This window comes from Pseudomonas sp. S3E17 (assembly GCF_024168685.1).
Classification (GTDB): Bacteria; Pseudomonadota; Gammaproteobacteria; order Pseudomonadales; family Pseudomonadaceae; genus Aquipseudomonas; species Aquipseudomonas marginalis.
Genome location: NZ_JALJWE010000001.1, coordinates 5,898,846 through 5,917,116 on the forward strand (window position 1 = coordinate 5,898,846; position 18,271 = coordinate 5,917,116).

Annotated in this window: 19 protein-coding genes; 7 read left to right on the forward strand and 12 right to left on the reverse strand. The window is 61.9% G+C overall.

Annotation, left to right across the window (positions count from 1 at the left end; genetic code table 11):
- Positions 1-88 precede the first annotated feature (88 nt).
- Both rhlB and J3D60_RS26640 read right to left on the reverse strand, forming a co-directional pair.
- Complete coding sequence (gene rhlB / locus J3D60_RS26635) at positions 89-1,552, reverse strand: ATP-dependent RNA helicase RhlB (RefSeq protein WP_168166801.1); 1,464 nt, start codon at positions 1,550-1,552, stop codon at positions 89-91.
- 95 nt (positions 1,553-1,647) lie between these two features.
- Positions 1,648-2,304 (reverse strand): alpha/beta hydrolase, encoded by a 657-nt coding sequence (locus J3D60_RS26640; protein ID WP_027604717.1) that lies wholly within the window; start codon positions 2,302-2,304, stop codon positions 1,648-1,650.
- Positions 2,305-2,649: 345 nt separating this feature from the next.
- On the opposite strand from J3D60_RS26640, the gene J3D60_RS26645 reads away from it, so the two are divergent.
- The 4 genes from J3D60_RS26645 to J3D60_RS26660 all read left to right on the forward strand — a co-directional run bounded on the left by J3D60_RS26645 (position 2,650) and on the right by J3D60_RS26660 (position 6,819).
- The gene (locus tag J3D60_RS26645) at positions 2,650-3,681 is read left to right on the forward strand and encodes an amino acid ABC transporter substrate-binding protein (RefSeq protein WP_065938597.1); all 1,032 of its coding nucleotides are present in this window, start codon (positions 2,650-2,652) and stop codon (positions 3,679-3,681) included.
- Positions 3,682-3,753: 72 nt separating this feature from the next.
- The gene (locus J3D60_RS26650) at positions 3,754-4,935 is read left to right on the forward strand and encodes an amino acid ABC transporter permease (RefSeq protein ID WP_065938598.1); all 1,182 of its coding nucleotides are present in this window, start codon (positions 3,754-3,756) and stop codon (positions 4,933-4,935) included.
- Between the two features lie 10 nt (positions 4,936-4,945).
- Positions 4,946-6,043: an amino acid ABC transporter permease gene (locus tag J3D60_RS26655; protein ID WP_065938599.1), complete on the forward strand. Its 1,098-nt coding sequence runs from the start codon at positions 4,946-4,948 to the stop codon at positions 6,041-6,043.
- Between the two features lie 11 nt (positions 6,044-6,054).
- A complete protein-coding gene (locus J3D60_RS26660) occupies positions 6,055-6,819 on the forward strand; it encodes an amino acid ABC transporter ATP-binding protein (RefSeq protein ID WP_003171943.1) in 765 nt (254 codons plus the stop codon).
- Between the two features lie 50 nt (positions 6,820-6,869).
- Here J3D60_RS26660 and J3D60_RS26665 read toward each other — a convergent pair whose 3' ends face one another.
- On the reverse strand, positions 6,870-7,352 hold the full coding sequence (locus J3D60_RS26665; RefSeq protein WP_065924223.1) for a type II toxin-antitoxin system MqsA family antitoxin: 483 nt from the start codon (positions 7,350-7,352) through the stop codon (positions 6,870-6,872).
- Positions 7,349-7,660, reverse strand: a complete 312-nt coding sequence (locus J3D60_RS26670) for a type II toxin-antitoxin system MqsR family toxin (RefSeq protein ID WP_027604712.1) — start codon at positions 7,658-7,660, stop codon at positions 7,349-7,351. The genes J3D60_RS26665 and J3D60_RS26670 overlap by 4 nt, the downstream gene beginning before the upstream one ends.
- Before the next feature lie 159 nt (positions 7,661-7,819).
- Here J3D60_RS26670 and J3D60_RS26675 point away from each other — a divergent pair, with 159 nt between their 5' ends.
- Positions 7,820-8,479, forward strand: a complete 660-nt coding sequence (locus tag J3D60_RS26675; protein WP_253493358.1) for a FadR/GntR family transcriptional regulator — start codon at positions 7,820-7,822, stop codon at positions 8,477-8,479.
- On the forward strand, positions 8,469-9,734 hold the full coding sequence (locus tag J3D60_RS26680) for a CynX/NimT family MFS transporter (protein WP_253493359.1): 1,266 nt from the start codon (positions 8,469-8,471) through the stop codon (positions 9,732-9,734). Before J3D60_RS26675 ends, J3D60_RS26680 begins: the two co-directional genes overlap by 11 nt.
- On the opposite strand, the gene J3D60_RS26685 is transcribed toward J3D60_RS26680, so the two are convergent.
- The 8 genes from J3D60_RS26685 to J3D60_RS26720 all read right to left on the reverse strand — a co-directional run bounded on the left by J3D60_RS26685 (position 9,731) and on the right by J3D60_RS26720 (position 17,448).
- On the reverse strand, positions 9,731-10,381 hold the full coding sequence (locus J3D60_RS26685) for a DUF1120 domain-containing protein (RefSeq protein WP_065938601.1): 651 nt from the start codon (positions 10,379-10,381) through the stop codon (positions 9,731-9,733). The two genes, J3D60_RS26680 and J3D60_RS26685, sit on opposite strands and share 4 nt — an antisense overlap.
- Positions 10,382-10,398: 17 nt before the next feature.
- Entirely contained in the window at positions 10,399-11,499 is a 1,101-nt protein-coding gene (locus J3D60_RS26690) for a DUF1120 domain-containing protein (RefSeq protein ID WP_253494043.1), read from the reverse strand.
- Positions 11,500-11,549: 50 nt separating this feature from the next.
- The gene (locus J3D60_RS26695; RefSeq protein WP_253493361.1) at positions 11,550-13,982 is read right to left on the reverse strand and encodes a fimbria/pilus outer membrane usher protein; all 2,433 of its coding nucleotides are present in this window, start codon (positions 13,980-13,982) and stop codon (positions 11,550-11,552) included.
- 91 nt (positions 13,983-14,073) lie between these two features.
- A complete protein-coding gene (locus J3D60_RS26700) occupies positions 14,074-14,775 on the reverse strand; it encodes a fimbria/pilus chaperone family protein (protein WP_065938603.1) in 702 nt (233 codons plus the stop codon).
- Between the two features lie 33 nt (positions 14,776-14,808).
- A complete protein-coding gene (locus J3D60_RS26705) occupies positions 14,809-15,435 on the reverse strand; it encodes a DUF1120 domain-containing protein (RefSeq protein WP_065938604.1) in 627 nt (208 codons plus the stop codon).
- 89 nt (positions 15,436-15,524) lie between these two features.
- Complete coding sequence (locus J3D60_RS26710) at positions 15,525-16,139, reverse strand: DUF1120 domain-containing protein (protein ID WP_065938605.1); 615 nt, start codon at positions 16,137-16,139, stop codon at positions 15,525-15,527.
- 36 nt (positions 16,140-16,175) lie between these two features.
- Positions 16,176-16,796 carry a DUF1120 domain-containing protein gene (locus J3D60_RS26715; protein WP_253493364.1) on the reverse strand — a complete coding sequence of 207 codons (621 nt, stop codon included), beginning with the start codon at positions 16,794-16,796 and terminating at the stop codon, positions 16,176-16,178.
- Positions 16,797-16,827: 31 nt separating this feature from the next.
- The gene (locus J3D60_RS26720; protein ID WP_253493366.1) at positions 16,828-17,448 is read right to left on the reverse strand and encodes a DUF1120 domain-containing protein; all 621 of its coding nucleotides are present in this window, start codon (positions 17,446-17,448) and stop codon (positions 16,828-16,830) included.
- A 395-nt stretch (positions 17,449-17,843) separates the two neighbouring features.
- Here J3D60_RS26720 and J3D60_RS26725 point away from each other — a divergent pair, with 395 nt between their 5' ends.
- Entirely contained in the window at positions 17,844-18,269 is a 426-nt protein-coding gene (locus tag J3D60_RS26725; protein ID WP_253493369.1) for a hypothetical protein, read from the forward strand.
- Positions 18,270-18,271 lie beyond the last annotated feature (2 nt).

Sequence of the window (18,271 nt, forward strand, 5' to 3'; positions counted from 1 at the left end):
CGATAGCAGGGTGTCAGTCACTTTATCTGTGACTGACACCCTGCTATCGGGAGCAAGCCCCCTCCCACATTTTTTATTGCATTTCAGCTTACGGGCGTTTGCGTTCTACAGCTCGCAGCAAGTGCGTCGGCGGTGTCTCGCAACTGATCTTGCGCCCCAACAGCGTTTCGATGGAAGGCAACTGATACGAGTCATCCTCCCCGGCAAAGCTGATCGACACGCCCGCAGCCCCCGCACGGCCGGTACGGCCAATGCGGTGCACGTAGTCGTCCGGCACTTCCGGCAGGGTGAAGTTGATCACGTGGCTGATGCCGTCGATGTGAATCCCGCGTCCGGCCACGTCGGTGGCCACCAGCACGCGGATCTTGCCTTCGCGGAAGCCTTCCAGGGTCTTGATGCGCTTGTGTTGCGGCACATCGCCCGACAGTTGCGCGGCATTCACGCCATCGCGCACCAGGCGTTCTTCGATGCGACGCACTTCGTCCTTGCGGTTGGCGAACACCATCACGCGCTCCCAACCGTTGTCGTTGACCAGGTTGTAGAGCAGCTTGTACTTGTCGGCACCGGCCACGGCGTAGATGTGCTGTTCGACGTTTTCGCTGGCGACGTTCAGCGCTTCGATTTCGACGATGGACGGCTCGGTGGTCCACTGCTTGGCGAGGTTCATCACGTCTTCGGTGAAGGTCGCGGAGAACAGCAGGGTCTGGCGTTCGTTTTTCGGCGGGGTCTGACGAATGATCTGGCGCACTTGTGGGATGAAACCCATGTCGAGCATGCGGTCGGCTTCGTCCAGCACCATCACTTCGACCATGTCCAGGTGCACGTCGCCGCGCTGGTTGAAGTCCAGCAGGCGGCCGGGGGTGGCCACGAGGATGTCGCAGTGGCGGGCTTCGAGGTGCTTGAGCTGCTTGTCGAAGTCCATGCCGCCGACGAACGTCATGACGTTGAGGCCGGTGTACTTGGTCAGGTCGGCGGCGTCCTTGGCGATCTGCACCACCAGTTCACGGGTCGGCGCGATGATCAGCGCACGCGGTTCACCCATGTAGCGTTCTTTCGGCGGCGGCGTTTGCAGCAGCTGGGTGATGATCGAGATCAGGAACGCGGCGGTCTTGCCGGTGCCGGTCTGGGCACGACCGATGGCATCTTTGCCGGCGAGGGTAAAGCCCAGTACCTGCGCCTGGATCGGCGTGCAGTACGGGAACCCCAGGTCCTGGATGGCGTGCATCAGTTCCGGGGCCAGGTCGAAATCGTGGAAGCGGGTCTTGCCTTCCTGGGGCTCGACGACGAAATCCTCGAGTTTCCACGGGATCACCGGCGGTTTGGGCGCGCGTTCCCGGCGAGGCTTGGGGGCGGGTGTGGCTTGCGTCTCGGGTTTTGCCTGTTCGGGCGGTGTCACCGTCGGCGTCTTCGGCTGGGCGACAGGTGCAGTCCGGCCTGGCTGTTGACCGTCATTGCGGCTGCCGGAGGAGGGGACAGGAGCACTGGGAACAGGCGCGAGCGGCTCAGCCTCGCTTTTGCCGAACATCTTCTTGAGTGCTTTGAGCACGGTGATCTCATTAATTGGTTAAGGAATGTACGCCGGCCAGTGTAATGCAAGAATCGGGCGCGGCGTAGTGCGTCTGTCATACGGCTACATAAACGTGGGGTTCAGCCCAGGCGAGCGGTCAACCAAGTCCCTATATCGTGTATCTCCTGAGGTAACACTTCGTGGCCCATTGGGTATTCCTGCCATGTCACGGTGACACCACGGGTTTTCAGATGCTCGTAGGCGCTGCGGCCCATGGCGTTCTGTACCACCTCGTCGTACTGGCCGTGCAGGCATAGCGTTGGAATGCGTTGTTGGCTGGCCGACAATTCAAGCTCATCGCTGAAGGTGGGCGCGTAGGTGGAGAGGGCGATGACGCCGCCCAATGGCCCCTCCCAATTCAGGAACGCGGTGTGGAATACCACGGCGCCACCTTGGGAAAAGCCCGCGAGGAAAATTCGCGAGGCGTCTATTCCGGTTCTCTTCTGTGCTTCGATCAGGTCGGTCAGCATTTTTGCCGACACTTCCAGCTCCTCCAGGCTGATCGAGCGGGCCGGACTCATGGCCTTGATGTCGTACCAACTGGGCATCTCGTAGCCACCATTGATCGTCACCGGACGGGTCGGTGCCTGGGGCAATACAAAGCGGGTGGACAGCAAGCTTTCCTGCAACGCCTCGGCCACCGGCAGGAAGTCGTAGCGATCGGCACCCAGGCCATGCAACCAGATGACGCAGGCGTCTGCGGGCTTGGCGGGCTGAAGAATCAAGGGTTCGGTCATGTCTGCTCCATAAATGTGCGTGCGCTCCGATTGGGTGCGTCGGAACGGTGCGCGACAGGTTGATCTGTTAAGAGAATGTCGCAAGGTTGAATCTTTTTCTATTGACCAAGGGCTGAAACGACTCAGCCGCCACTCTGGTACGCGCCTTGCTATGTGTATGTCGATGTCAGAACTTTCCCTGGACGGTAACACTATCAGTGACTGCCGCTTCTGGGATAGCCGCTGGAATTACCGCGAAAGCCTCATGCCGCTTGACCCCAAAAAAAGCCAACACGGGTCGATATCGCCTCATAAGGGTGCGCTGAGGTTGGAGCTTCGACACAACAAGAGCAACTGGAGGTTTGAATGAAGGTATTGAAATCCACCCTGGCCATCGTTAGCGCGGCGGCTGTACTGGGTGTCAGTGGTTTCGCCCACGCTGGCGCCACTCTGGACGCCGTGCAGAAGAAAGGCTTTGTGCAATGTGGCGTGAGTGACGGCTTGCCGGGCTTCTCGGTACCGGATGCCAGCGGCAAGATCCTCGGGATCGATGCTGACGTTTGCCGCGCCGTGGCCGCTGCCGTTTTCGGCGACGCCACCAAGGTCAAATTCAGCCAGTTGAACGCCAAGGAGCGTTTCACCGCGCTTCAATCCGGCGAAGTCGACATCCTGTCGCGTAACACCACCATGACCAGCTCCCGCGATGCGGGCATGGGCCTGAAATTCCCGGGCTTCATCACTTACTACGACGGCATCGGCTTCCTGGTTAACAACAAGCTGGGCGTTAAAAGTGCCAAGGAACTGGACGGTGCAACCATCTGCATCCAGGCCGGTACCACCACTGAGCTGAACGTTTCCGACTACTTCCGTGGCAACAACCTCAAATACACCCCGATCACCTTCGACACCTCCGATGAAAGCGCCAAGTCGCTGGAATCCGGTCGTTGCGACGTACTGACCTCAGACAAGTCCCAACTGTTCGCCCAGCGCAGCAAGCTGGCCTCGCCAAAGGACTACGTGGTTCTGCCGGAAACCATTTCCAAGGAACCGCTGGGCCCGGTCGTGCGTAACGGCGATGACGAGTGGCTGGCCATCGTGCGCTGGGTGGGCTACGCCATGCTCAACGCTGAAGAAGCCGGCATCACGTCCAAAAACGTTGAAGCTGAAGCCAAGTCCACCAAGAACCCGGACGTGGCGCGTCTGCTCGGTGCTGACGGCGAATACGGCAAAGACCTGAAAGTGAAGAAGGATTGGGTCGTACAGATCGTCAAGCAAGTCGGTAACTACGGTGAAGTGTTCGAGCGCAACCTGGGCAAGAGCACCCCGCTGGAAATCGACCGCGGCCTGAACGCGCTGTGGAACAACGGCGGCATTCAATACGCACCGCCTGTGCGCTGATCGCTGATGGTTCTGTCACCCGGTGGGCCAACCGCCGGGTGATGTTCTGTTCCATTCTTTCCGGGGCACTTCATGCAAAAACAAATCGGCGCACCAAATCGGAAGCTCAGCTTCAGCGATCCCAAAGTGCGTGCGTGGCTCTTCCAGATCATCACGATTGTGGCGGTGATCTCGCTGGGCTGGTACCTCTTCGACAATACCCAGACCAACCTTCAGCACCGGGGCATTACCTCGGGTTTCGACTTTCTTGAGCGCAGTGCCGGCTTCGGCATCGCGCAGCATTTGATCGACTACACCGAATCGGACAGCTATGCCCGCGTCTTTGTGATCGGGCTGCTCAACACTTTGCTGGTGACCTTTATTGGGGTGATCCTGGCGACCCTGCTGGGCTTCATCATCGGCGTAGCGCGCCTGTCTCCGAACTGGATGATCAACAAGCTGGCGACCGTGTATGTGGAAGTATTCCGCAACATTCCGCCGCTGCTGCAGATCCTGTTCTGGTACTTCGCGGTGTTCCTCACCATGCCGGGACCGCGCAACAGCCATAACTTCGGCGACACCTTCTTTGTCAGCAGCCGTGGCCTGAACATGCCGGCAGCGCTGGCCGCTGACGGGTTCTGGCCGTTTGTGGCGAGCATCGTGGTTGCCATCGTGGCAATCGTGCTGATGGCGCGTTGGGCCAACAAGCGTTTTGAGGCGACCGGCGTACCGTTCCACAAGTTCTGGGCGGGCCTGGCGCTGTTTATCCTGATCCCGGCATTGTGTGCCTTGATCTTCGGCGCGCCGCTGCACTGGGAAATGCCAAAGCTTTCAGGTTTCAACTTTGTCGGCGGCTGGGTACTGATCCCTGAACTGCTGGCCCTGACCCTGGCGCTTACTGTGTACACGGCAGCGTTCATCGCCGAGATCGTGCGTTCGGGCATCAAGTCCGTCAGCCACGGCCAGACCGAAGCTGCGCGCTCCCTGGGCCTGCGCCCTGGGCCGACGCTGCGCAAGGTCATCATCCCGCAAGCCCTGCGGGTGATCATTCCGCCGCTGACCAGCCAGTACCTGAACCTGGCGAAAAACTCGTCGTTGGCCGCCGGTATCGGTTACCCGGAAATGGTTTCGTTGTTTGCCGGCACGGTGCTCAACCAGACCGGCCAGGCCATCGAGGTTATTGCCATCACCATGAGCGTGTACCTGGCGATCAGCATCAGCATTTCCCTGCTGATGAACTGGTACAACAAGCGCATTGCGCTGATCGAGCGGTGAGGAAACGCACATGAGTTCGCATACTTTCAAACCTGATATGCCGCCGCCGAGCAAAGTCTTCGGACCGATGGCCTGGATGCGCGCCAACCTGTTCTCCAGCTGGCTCAATACCTTGCTGACGCTGTTGGCGTTTTACCTGATCTACCTGGTGGTGCCGCCGATCCTGCAGTGGGCCATCCTCGATGCCAACTGGGTCGGCACCACCCGCGCCGACTGCACCAAGGAAGGCGCGTGCTGGGTGTTTATCCAACAGCGTTTCGGGCAGTTCATGTACGGCTACTACCCCGGCGACCTGCGCTGGCGCGTAGACCTGACCGTGTGGCTGGCCATCGTCGGCGTGGCGCCGTTGTTCATCTCGCGTTTCCCACGCAAGGCGATCTATGGCCTGAGCTTCCTGGTGCTGTACCCCATCATCGCGTACTTCCTGCTCCACGGCGGGATCTTCGGGCTGACCAATGTGGCCACCAGCCAATGGGGCGGCCTGATGCTGACCCTGGTCATCGCGACCGTCGGCATCGCCGGCGCCTTGCCTCTGGGCATTGTGCTGGCGCTGGGGCGGCGCTCGAACATGCCGGCGATTCGTGTGGTCTGCGTGACCTTCATCGAGTTCTGGCGCGGCGTGCCGTTGATCACCGTGCTGTTCATGTCCTCGGTGATGCTGCCGTTGTTCCTGCCCGAAGGCATGGGCATCGACAAGCTGCTGCGGGCGTTGATCGGCGTGATCCTGTTCCAGTCGGCCTACGTGGCCGAAGTGGTGCGCGGTGGCTTGCAGGCGATTCCCAAAGGTCAGTACGAAGCGGCCGCGGCGATGGGCCTGGGTTACTGGCGCAGCATGGGCCTGGTGATCCTGCCGCAAGCCCTGAAGATGGTGATCCCTGGCATCGTCAACACGTTTATCGCGTTGTTCAAGGACACCAGCCTGGTGATCATCATCGGCCTGTTCGACCTGCTCAACAGCGTCAAGCAAGCCGCCGCCGACCCTAAATGGTTGGGCATGGCCACCGAAGGCTATGTGTTTGCCGCCCTGGTGTTCTGGATTTTCTGTTTTGGTATGTCGCGCTATTCCATTCATTTGGAACACAAGCTCGACACAGGCCACAAGCGTTAGGAGTTGATGTTATGAGCGAAGCGATCAAACAGCCTGTGAGCCCTGAAGGCATTATCCAGATGCAGGGCGTCAACAAGTGGTATGGCCAGTTCCATGTGTTGAAAGACATCAACCTCAACGTCAAGCAGGGCGAGCGTATCGTGCTGTGCGGCCCGTCGGGTTCGGGCAAGTCCACCACCATCCGTTGCCTCAACCGCCTGGAAGAGCACCAGCAGGGCCGCATCGTGGTCGATGGCGTGGAGCTGACCAACGACCTCAAGCAGATCGAAGCGATCCGCCGTGAAGTCGGCATGGTGTTCCAGCACTTCAACCTGTTCCCGCACCTGACCATCCTGCAGAACTGCACGCTGGCGCCGATGTGGGTGCGCAAGATGCCCAAGCGCAAGGCCGAGGAAATCGCCATGCACTACCTGGAGCGTGTGCGCATCCCGGAGCAGGCCCACAAGTTTCCGGGGCAGTTGTCCGGCGGCCAGCAACAGCGCGTGGCGATTGCCCGTGCCCTGTGCATGAAGCCGAAAATCATGCTGTTCGACGAGCCGACCTCGGCCCTCGATCCGGAAATGGTCAAGGAAGTGCTCGACACCATGATCGGCCTGGCCGAAGACGGCATGACCATGTTGTGCGTAACCCACGAAATGGGCTTCGCGCGCACCGTGGCCAACCGCGTGATCTTCATGGACAAGGGCGAGATCGTCGAACAGGCGGCGCCGAATGACTTCTTCGACAACCCGCAGAATGACCGGACCAAGCTGTTCTTGAGCCAGATCCTGCATTGATCGATGCCTGAAAAAATAAACCCGGCCTGGCCGGGTTTATTTTTGTCTGTTCAGGAGGCCTTGAGCGCCTCCTGCCCTGTGTTCGCGGTATGGGTGAAGCCCCGCAGGTCAGCGCCTTCGGCCAATACCCTGGCGTCGGCGAGCAGGTGAGGGTAACGGTCCAATAGTCGCATCAACAGAACCAGTGGCTTCGGTGGCAGGAGCTCACCGCGTTCATAACGTGAAAAAGCGTTGTGACCGCCACCGGACAACAGTTGCACGGCTTCTTTCTGCGTAAGGTGCAGCTTGCGACGGATGCGTTTCATCTCGTTGCCGATCATTGTCCGCGCGGTGCGGACCAGTTCATCGCTGGCGGCGCTATAGCGGTCGGAGCTGTCAGGGTCATGCATGCCGTCGCCGCACAGTTGGCATTCCCAGCCAGACAGGTCATCGACACGCCGTTCCATACCGTTGACACGGAGGGTTTCGCTGCGGCTTTCGAAGCGCGTCATGGCGTCGGGTGCACCGCAAATGAAGCAATGTTGAGTGTTCATGAGCTCTTCTTCTTGAAGGAGATCACTGGAGGGTTACCGGCTGTGCAGTAAGTGACCTTGATGTAAATCTCCAGACCGTGTGAATTGATGTGGTACACGTCCTGCCACACCCGGTGATCGGCATACGTGGTCATCGATTTGTACAACATCCTGTTTTGTAGTTCGAAAACGACCTCTTGCATCTCCTTGATATTCAGGCCGAGCCGCGCGCCTGTTTGCTTTGCTGCGAGCGTAAATGCCCGGCCTCCAAGCCGCCTGACATCCGCCTTGATCACCGCCAGATCGTAATGAGGTGTGTACTTTTCCATAAGACACCTGAGCCGAATAATTACCCTTTGAGGGTAATTTTATCAATCGAAAATACTGCTCCTTTTCCTGCCTAAGAACCGTAGTGCGTTGCCTTTGTAGGCAACTCTGAATAGGCTGTAGGAAAATTCATCCTATGATTGGACGAAAGCCTGCATTCCATGACAGACATCGCCCCCTTGATCAAACGCTCCCTGGTGGACCAGGCCCTTGAGCAATTGCGCTGGCGTATCAGCGAAGGCCGGTGGGCCATCGGCGAACGCCTGCCCACCGAGCCGGAGCTGGCCGCCGAGCTGGGCATCAGCCGCAACACCGTGCGCGAGGCCATGCGCGTGCTGGCGTTTTCCGGGTTGATTGAAATCCGCCAGGGCGACGGCAGTTACCTGCGCTCGATGACCGACCCGCTGGGGGCCATGCGCGCGTTATCCCACTGCACCCTGGAGCAGGCGCAGGAGACGCGGCAGATCCTTGAAGCCGAGGCGATCGGCCTGGCAGCGCTGCGCCGAACCGAGGAAGACTTGCAGGGTTTGCATGCGGCCCTGCAAAGAAGTGCCCAGCTGTACCACGGTGACCTGGAGGCCTATATCAGCGCCGACCTGGTGTTCCACAAACGCCTGGTGGACGCCGCGCACAACCCGGCATTGAGCGAGCTGTACCAATACTTTTCCGCCATCGTCGGCGCGCAGTTGCGCCAGACCCTGAACATTTCGCCGCGTCGCCAGGCGGTGTTCGACCTGCATATCGCCCTGCTCGAAGCCGTGGAACACCAGGACCCGGAACGCGCCAAATCCCTTTGCCGGCAGTTGATCAATGAACCCTGAAACCAAGCGTACGAGCGAGTTGGACGAACTGTTGATCGACGCCGAGGCCGACGACGAAGTGGTGCAAAGCAGCCACCCGGTGGTGAGTCGCCCCTGGCTGTTGCTGCTGGGCCTGATCCTGGTGGCCTTGAACCTGCGTCCGGCGCTGTCGAGCGTGGCGCCATTGCTGGCCGACGTCTCCAGCAGCCTGGGGTTGTCGGCGGCCAAGGCCGGTTTGCTCACCACCCTGCCGGTGTTGTGCCTCGGCCTGTTCGCACCCATGGCGCCGATCCTGGCCCGGCGGTTTGGCGCCGAGCGGGTGGTGTTGGGGATTTTGCTGACCCTGGCCGCCGGCATCATCCTGCGCAGCGCTTTTGGCGAAGTGGGATTGTTCGCCGGCAGCCTGATCGCCGGTGCGAGCATCGGCATCATCGGCGTCTTGCTGCCGGGCCTGATCAAGCGTGATTTCGCCAGGCAGGCCGGTGCCATGACCGGCGTCTACACCATGGCCCTGTGCCTGGGCGCGGCGTTGGCCGCCGGTGCCACGGTGCCGCTGAGTCATTACTTCGGTGACCGCTGGACCATCGGCCTGGGCTTCTGGATTCTGCCGGCGTTGGCGGCGGCGTTGTTCTGGTTACCGCAGGTCGGCCGCAAACACGCTACCCACCAGGTCGCCTATCGAGTGAAGGGCCTGCTGCGTGATCCGCTGGCCTGGCAGGTCACCTTGTACATGGGCCTGCAATCGTCCCTGTCGTACGTCGTGTTTGGCTGGCTGCCGTCGATCCTGATCGGTCGTGGCCTGAGCGCCACCGAAGCCGGGTTGGCGTTGTCCGGCTCGATCGTCATGCAATTGTTCAGTTCCCTCGCCGCACCCTGGCTCGCCACCCGTGGCAAAGACCAGCGCCTGGCGATCGTAGTGGTGATGTTGCTGACCCTCGGCGGTTTGTTCGGTTGCCTGTATGCACCGCTGGACGGCCTGTGGGGCTGGGCGATCCTGCTCGGCCTGGGCCAGGGCGGTACGTTCAGCCTGGCGCTGACCCTGATCGTGCTGCGTTCGCGCGACTCCCATGTGGCGGCCAACCTGTCGAGCATGGCCCAGGGATTCGGTTATACCCTGGCGTCCATCGGCCCATTTGCGGTGGGCCTGGTGCACGACTGGACGGGCGGCTGGTCGGCCATCGGCTGGATTTTCGCGGTGATCGGCCTGGGCGCCATCGTTGCCGGGCTGGGGGCGGGGCGGGCGCTGTATGTGCAGGTCAGCAGCGAGAAAGTCTAGAGGTACAGCACTTCCAGGGTCGCCGAGCCGTCGAGCAAGGTGTCGCTGCTCAGGTCCAGGTTCTGCTTGGCATTGATCACCGCCTCGACCTTGACGGTGCTGGTTAACGCCTGGATCGCCGAGGGGCCGGTGGTACTCCCTTCGGTGTCGGTGAAACCCAGGTAGCTGTTGGCGCCGATGTCGATCGGGTTGAGGTTGGCGGTGCGCCAGGCCAGGCCGCCGGTGGTGGATTCGGTACCGTAGGCCGTCGCGAGACTGTCCGCCTGGGTCTGGCGAGGGTCGAAAGTCAGGGAATAGAGGCCGATACGGTTGCCGCTGTTGTCCAGTCCCAGCCCGTAGTAAATCTCGCTGTTGACCATGGCCGTGCCGTCGCGGTTGTCACGCATGCGCAGGGCAAAGCGGTTCGGCGCGTTGCAGCCGATACTGACTTGCAGGTGCTTGACCGGCAATCGAGTGCCTTTTTCGAGGTTGAGGTCTTGCTGGGAAATCTTGCCGTAGTCGATCAACCCGTTGCTCGACAGCAGTGGCGTGCAGGCGGTGGGTGTCAGCCGGCCTTTGACACTCAGGTCCACGCTGGAGGCGGCCAGCGTATGTGGGGCACCGGTCAGTAAAACCAGGGCGCAAACGGCAATGCGGTACGTGTTCATAAGGCGAACTCCAGAGGTCAGAGGTAGATGATTTCAAGGGTGCCCGAGCCGTTGATGTACACCACGTTGCGCAGGTCCAATGACTGGGTCGGCGCCAGGTAGGCCTTGATGCGCACTGTCCCGGCCAGTTGCTGGATCGGCACCGGCCCACGGGTGTTGCCGACGCTGTCGGTGAACCCCATCAGGCTGTTGGCGGCGATGGGGATCTGCCGGGCACTGGAGCTGCTCCAGGCTGCGCCGCCACTGGTGGAATCGGTCCGATACAGGGTGCCGAGGGCGTCGGCGCTGAATTCGGCCGGGTCGATGTTCAGGTAGTAGCGTCCGATCTTGTTCTGGCTGGCGTCCAGGTCCAGGCCGTAGGCGGTTTCATCGATACCGCCGGTGGCCGAGCCGCTGCGGTTGTCATGCATCTTCAGGGCGAAGGGCGTGGCGGCATCGCAACTCACCGAGAGCTGCAAGGTGCGGGTGGGCAGTGGTGTTTCATTGGTAGCATTCAGGTCCTTGGCCAGCAGCGTGCCGTAGTCCACCAGTCCGCCATTGGACAACTGCGGCGTGCAGGCGGCAGGGGCGAAGTGGGCGCGCAGGGTGAGTTCCCGCGAGCGGCTGCCCTGGTGGGCGTCGAACGTCCCGGACACTTCCCAGGTGGTCGCCTCGCGCACCCGGGTTGCGGCGATGTCGGCCCAGGCGCTCAGGCTCACGTGCAAGGCGAAATGCTTGCCCTGCACCACGCTGGCGCCTTGCACCGGTGCTACGCCATGGCCGGGTCGCCAATTCAATGCCGTGCCGACGACGGCCGGTGCCTGGCCGGCTGCGGGCAGCAATCCCAACTCTACTGCCTGGCCATCCAGAACGCCGTCGCTGACCTGCAGGGCGTAGGTGCCGTGCTCGGTCAGTTGCAGGCGTTGGGCACTGGCTGCGAGGGCGCGGTAGAACACACTCATGTCCGCCGGTTGTGGGCAGTTGAGGTTCAGGCTCAAGCGGCGTTCACCGAGCAGGCGCTGTGGGGCACTGTCGTTTTGCGCAAGGCGTTTCATCAGGCCGAAATCGAGCAACGACTCGCTGATGTTCAACTGGCACTCGTCGTTGGCCAAGACGTCTGTGACGAGGCTGACGCTCATCAATGCAGCCGTCAGCCAGGGCGCGCGGAAAAGGGGCATGGCGATCTTCCTCATAGGGGGTGGCAGCGCGCAGGCGCGGTTTCGAAATACACCTGGGGATCACCCTTGGCCGGCAGCTCGAACTGCAACCGGCAGCGGGTCAAGCCTGGCGCGCTGACCCACAATCCGGATTGCTCCAGCACATTGGGCAGGAACACCTGGCCGCCGTCCTGCACCAGGGTCACGAACTCGCCGCCGGCGGTGCTCACGGCTGCACCACGGGGCAGCAGTGCGCCTTGTTCGGTGCGGGCGGTGAGCAACACTCGGCGGGTCAACGTCACCCCGAACTCGACCCGATCCACCGCACCACGCCCGGCCGAGATCATTGCCAGGCCGTTGTTGATATCGGCATTGCGCGGCAGTGAGCGGGTCTGCACTTCCACCGGGCTGCGGCCATAGGCGTTCACCTGGGGCACCACGGCCTGGCCTTGCCAGTCGGTCCATACCGGACCGCTGGGGGTGCTCAGCTTGATGCCGCCCATATCGCCCACCGAGACCACGGCGAAGGTGTCGCGTACCGGATAGGGCGAAAAGGTGACGCCGTCGCCATGCACTACCACGCCACCCCGGGCGCTGCCTTGATAGCTCGACCGCTCGGCATCGGAGCGGCTGTAGCTGACATCGAGCTGGCTGTAGCGCGGCAGGGCCGATAGCCCGAGTGTGGTTTCCACCTGCTGGTCGCGGGTGTCGTGTTCGGCGCTGACGCGATAGCTCAATTGATCGTCGAGCTGTTCGTTCAGCCCCAGGCCCGTGCGATGTTCGCCGCCCGAGTTGCGCACCCAGGCGCGTACGCGACGACTCTCGCCCAGGGGCAGGCTGACATTCAGGTACACCGCGTTGTCCTGTTGCTGGCGTCCGCCCATTTGCCACTCGGCACTGGCCGACAACGACACGCCCCCGACGCTGGTGCCCCAGGACGCCAGGCCCCGGCTGCTGCTGTCGCCATCAAAATTGCTGGAGCGCGACACGCCCGCACTGAATGCTCCCAGCCACGGGTGCGACCAGCCCAGGGCGGCACTCTGCTGATCGCGATAGCGGGAGCGCCGCTGCTGGGTGGAGTCGGATTCGTAGGTGGATTCTTCCAGCTCCCGATAGCCTGGCGTACGCCAGGAGTTGGCCACACTGAACGACCATTGATCATTCAGGCGCTGAGACCATGACAGGTCGGTCTGCACGCCACGCACCTTGTCCCGTGCCTGGGTATCGGCGACCTGGGTGCCCAGTTGCACCTGACTGTCCAGCCATGGCAGCCAACCCAGGCTCAGCCCCACCGCACGGTATTCACTGGCCGCCAGCACACCGCTGCCCAGGGACAGTTGCGGGTGCACGGCGCCGGTCCAGCCCGCGCTGACCACCCACGGATCATCACCCTGGGCATCGCCGATATTGCGCACGCGGCCCGCCGCCACCGAGTACCCCGGCGCAGCCAGTCCCAGGCCGAGCATGGCGGCGGGAACGGTGAAACGGCGCTCGCCACCGCTGCTTTCCTTGACCGTGACTTCGACGTCCGAGCGTGAGTTCAGGCGTCGCACGTCGGTCAGGGAAAACGGCCCGGCCGGCACCACGGTGGAGTGAATCAACGCTCCGTTCTGCCGCACTTCGACCTGGGCCGGGCTGTTGGCGATACCCTCGATGGTCGCGCCCTGGCCTTGTTCTTGAAGGGCCTGTTCGGTCAGTACCTGCACCCCGGTGATCTGTGCACCGGACAATACCGGGTTGTAGAGATTGATCTGCCCGGCTTGCAGGACCGCCTGATGGCTGGCAAAGGTGCGTTGGGCATACGCCTCAAGATGAGTGCTGCGCGACAGGCCATCCTGCCAGGTCTGCACCTGGCGGCTGCGCACGATCCAGTCGCCCGCGTTGAAGCCCACCTCGGTGTTGGCGGAGCCGAAACGACTGTCGTCGTCCTCGAAGCGGTTATAGAAACCCGTGAGGTCGTAATTGAGCAGGGCGGCAACCCCCCCGGTCTGATAACCGGAGATGTCCTGTTGCAGTGGCCGCAGGGCTTCGGTGGGCACCACCAGCGACAGGGTGAGGTTGGCCGGGTCGGGCTCCACCAGGCTTTGGGGGTACAGCGCGAGCAGGTCGTGGCAGGGACCGCTGTCGCCGGGCTGGATCAGGTTGGCGGCGTCCAGCAGTGCCTGATCGAAGCACAGTTGGCCCTGTTGATCGAAACCGACCTCCAGCCGCCCCCGGGGCAGGCCGTTGACCCGCAGGCTCACCGCGTGCCGGCCGGCGGCAAAGCGCGGTGCGTCCAGCAGCAGGCTGGCCAGCTGCGGGTCGATGCCGCGTTGGTGCAGGGTGGTCGCATCGAAGCCTGTGCGTTCTGCGCCCCAGGCTTCGGCGGGCAACAGGCTGCACGCCAGCAGCAGCGCGGGGAGGGCGCTGCGGTTAGGAATGTCGGGCAGGGCATCGCCGTCACGGTAGTTCAATACTGTTTTCACGAAAGGCACTCGAATAATGGCGTCTGTGCGCCCGGTGACGGTCTTCGAGCCGTCACTTCGTTATGCAGGCGCCGGGCGCCTGTCGTGTTGGTCAGGTGAGGGGGGCTTCGTAGGCGGCGACGGCAAAGCCATACACCGTGGCCGGCTGCAGCCGGACTTTACTGGCGGTGCCACCGGTGGCCGGTACGCTCAGGGTTTCCCCCGGCAACACGTAGGTGCGCGGCAACATGGCCTTGCCGTTGCCAGGCAGCAGGCGCAACTCCTGGGCCAGACGTACCACGTACGGACTGTCGTTGCGCACCTGCAGCGTGTTGCCGTGCTGCGACCAGGTCAGGCGGGTCCAGGGCGTGCGATTGAGGGCCAGGCCCTTGGGATGAATGATCACCGGCAGGTTCTGGCGCACGGTCACGCCCACCCGGGCATGCCCGGCTTCGGTGGCCGGGCGGCCCTGGGGCATGCCTTCGAAGATCGCGCGCTTGAGCCGCTGGGTCAGCAGCGGTTGTTGGCGTTGCAGGATGAACCGCACCAGTTGCGATTTGGACGCCTCCACCCGCGACAGGGGCGGGGTGACGACGAGCAACGGCTCGCGGTCTTCGGGAATGTCTTCCAGGGTGACGTGGAGCAGGGCCAGTTGGCTGTCGGTGTTGGTGACCGAAACGGCCGCTTCACCTTCGGCTTCGTAGACGATGACCACGGAGGTGTCCGGGATCATGCCGTCGGCCTGCGCTCCCGTGCCAAACAGCAGCGTCAGGGCAATGAGGCAGGTTGAGGTTTTGAGCAATGTCGTCGTCATGACGGGGTTTTCCATTGGGGCAGCATGAAAAGGTCAGAGATAGCGCAGGTCCAGCACGATGGAACCGTCCAGCGGCACCTCCTGGTTCAGGGTCAGGTACTGGCTGAAGTTGATGGAGGTGTCGATGCGCAGTTGGGCGCTCAACTGGCCGATGAAGTCGGGCTGGCGATCACCGGGTGGGGCGAAGCCCACATAGGATTTGGGATAGGCATTCGGTTCCGGCGACCAGGTTTCACCGTTGTCACTGGAGGCCAGCACCTGCATGGACTGCGCATCGCCGATGGGGTTGCGGTAGGACAAGGCCACGGATCCCAGGCGCTCGGCCGGCACATGAATGTTCCTGCCCAGGCCATAGAAAAAACCGGGGGCCAGTGACGACTCGGCGCGGTTGTCGAGCCCCACCAGGGCAAACAGCATCGGCCTGCTGCATTGCACATTCAGTTGCAGCAACTGGCTGGGCAACACCGTGAATTCGTTGGCGTTCAAGGTGTGCGAGGGGATTTTTCCGTGGTCGACCGTGCCTTGGTCTGACAGCGTGACGTGACAGGCATCCGGCGTAAGCCGCCCGGTCACCGTGAGGTCGACGAAGGCGGCGGCGAACACCGCAGGAGTCGTCGTCAGCAAGAGCAATACAGCCAGGCGTTGAGTGAGCGTGTTCATGGGGAGCGCCACGGGTCGAGTTGAATACGGGCGGTACAGAAACAGCGCCCATGCCCGTGATGGATTGCCAGGCATGGGCGCCCAGGGCGTTACAGGTACTTCACTTCCAGGGTGGCCGAGCCGTCGAGGGTGACCTCGTTGCTCAGGTCCAGGCTGTCGGTGCGGGCGATGACGGTTTGAACCACCAACTCCAGGGACAAGTCCTTGACCGGCACCGGTTGACTGTCGTCCGCCATGCTGGCCACCGACATGTACAGGCCCGGGTCCCAGAATTTTTCGCTGTACCAGTTGTCCTGGCCGTTGAGTGACGCAATCGGCTGCACTGCAACACCGTCGGCGATCGGGTTGGTGAGCATCAAATCAAACGAGCCGAGCTTCTGGTTGCCGTTGATCAGGCCCAGGCCGTAGTAGGCGATGGACGACCCGGCCCGGTTGTCGACCGAGTGCAGCGCAAAGGTGATCGCGCTGTCGCAGCTGACGACCATGGTCAAGGTGTGGTTCCCAATAACCGTATTGCTGTTTGTGTTCAGGTCCTTGGCGGAAATCTTGCCGTGATCGATCACGCCACCGCTGGACAGCACGGGGGTGCAGGCGCTCGGTACGATCAGGCCCTTGACGGTCAGGTCGACGGTGGACGCGGCGTAAGCGGTGGTAGAACCGAGCAGTATCAGGCCGGTGGCGAATGCGTTAAACAGGGGCTTCATGGGCGGCGAGTTCCTTTCAATTGAGTCTGGGGGGCGTCACAGGTAGTTGACTTGGACCGTGGCGTGCCCGTCTACGGGGACTTCGTCGGTCAGGGTCAGGCTGCTGGCGGGGGCGATGTGGGTGTACAGGCGGATTTGCGCATCGAAGTCTTGCACGGCAATGGGGACCAGTCGGTTGCCTACCGCGATTGCCGTCAGCATGGTGTGGGTGAGCATGCTGGTGGGTACCCATGTAACGCCGCCATCGACTGAGGTAATGGTGCGTACGGCAACGCCGTCCGCCACCGGGGCATACAGGTGGAAGGCGGCGCCGCCGAGTTTTTCCCCGTCCGACGTCATGCCCAGGCCGTGCCAGTTGGCGTGGTTGGCCGAGGAGCCGGCGCGGTTGTCGACGGTGGTCAGGGTGAAGAACGTCGGCGCCTCACAGCGCACGCTCAACTGCAGGCTTTGGTGGGGCAGCGAGGTGTACTGATCGGTCTCCAGATCCTTGGCTGCCATTTTTCCGAAGTCGATCGTGCCACCGCCGCCGATCAGCGGCGCACAGGCGCTGGGGGTGATGGTGCCTTTGACGGCGAGGTCGGTGGTGCTGGCGGCCAGTGTCAGTGGCGAGGCGGCGAGTAACAACGCCGTCAGTGGGATCGCGTGGGCAAAATGCATGGTTAGAACCTTCCGTGTGGACGGGGTTGAGTTACAGGTACACCACTTCCAGCGTTGCGGAGCCGTCGATGGGCGTCTCGTTACTGAAATCAAACTGGTCTGCGCGGTTGATCTGGGTACCGACCTCCAGGCCCATCACCAGGTTCTTGATCGGCAGCAGCGTGGTGGCGTCGTCCATGGCGCCTGCGCCCCACAGAGTCTGCAGTTCCCAGGCCCACTCGTCATACCAGGTGCGGCCGCCGTCGCTGGAGGCAATGGGTTGGACTGCGACGCCGTCGGCGACCATGTTTTTTGGTGTCAGGTAAAACCTGCCCAATTTCTTGTTGCCATTGACGAAGCCCAGGCCGAAATTAGTGCTGGTGATTGAGGAGCCGCTGCGGTTATCGATGGGCTTGATGGCGAAGGGAATGGTTGCATCGCAATCAATGCTCAACTGCAACGTCACTCGGGGCAATGTCGTCGGGTTGTTCTGGACCAGGTCCTTGGAGGCTATCTTCCCGTGGTCGACAACACCGCCGGCCGAGACCGTCGGGGTGCAGGCATTCGGGGTGATCAGGCCTTTGACGGTCAGGTCAACGTTGCTGGCAGCAAAGGCGGGTGCAGCACTGGCGAGTAAAAGGGCGATGCTCGACAGGGTCAGGGACTTGCTCATTTCAATACGTTCCACTACAGGGCTGGCTGATAGAAGCGCGCGCAGCATCGTCCGGCCTTTGCGGGAAGGCGGCGAGCAAGGCGGCGGGTTGTATTTGGCTGGGGTCGCAGAAGGCCGCGAGCCCGTTCCGTCTTTGCGGAGTGGCGGCAATTTAGCCGCGCGTTGCTGCGGGGGAAATACAACTATTACGACAATCGAGGGGGCCAGAATTCAGGCGTAAGCGCGTGAGAATTTATATTCATATTTTGTAGGAAAGTTGGATTTTTCGTAGTTGTTGTATCGCCACTTTTATATCCGGAAGGATATTCATGGTCGCTTGTAGACAGTCATGTGAGTGCCTTGGGTTTTGATGAGCTCATGGGCTGACCCATTACTGTAAGCGCAATGAGGTGACCATGGTGACAAGGGTATTTTCCAAGCAAGTACCTGTCCTGAAGTTGGCACCCTCGCCCTTGCCACCGTTGGTGGAGGCGCCGGCTCGTCGTCCAGGCGCGATCGCATGGCCGACGCGGGCCAGCCTGATCGAAATTTTCGGCAGTGATGAGATGGTGAACCGGGCGGTGGCCAGCCTGATTGAGGAAGCACGGGAGGACGATGCCTGGCTGGACCTGGCGCAGGCCCGCGCCGATGCGCCCTTGCTGGTGGAGCGATTGCACCGTTTGGTGGGCAGTCTGGCCTTCGTCGGCGGAGTCGACCTGGAGCATTGCGGCGAACAGTTGATTGCGCGGGTCCAGGCCGATGGTGTGGTGGCGAATACGCCGCGGTTGCAAGCCTTCCAGCGCAACTTGCGGGTATACATTGCTTATCTGAGCCGGTTATGAGT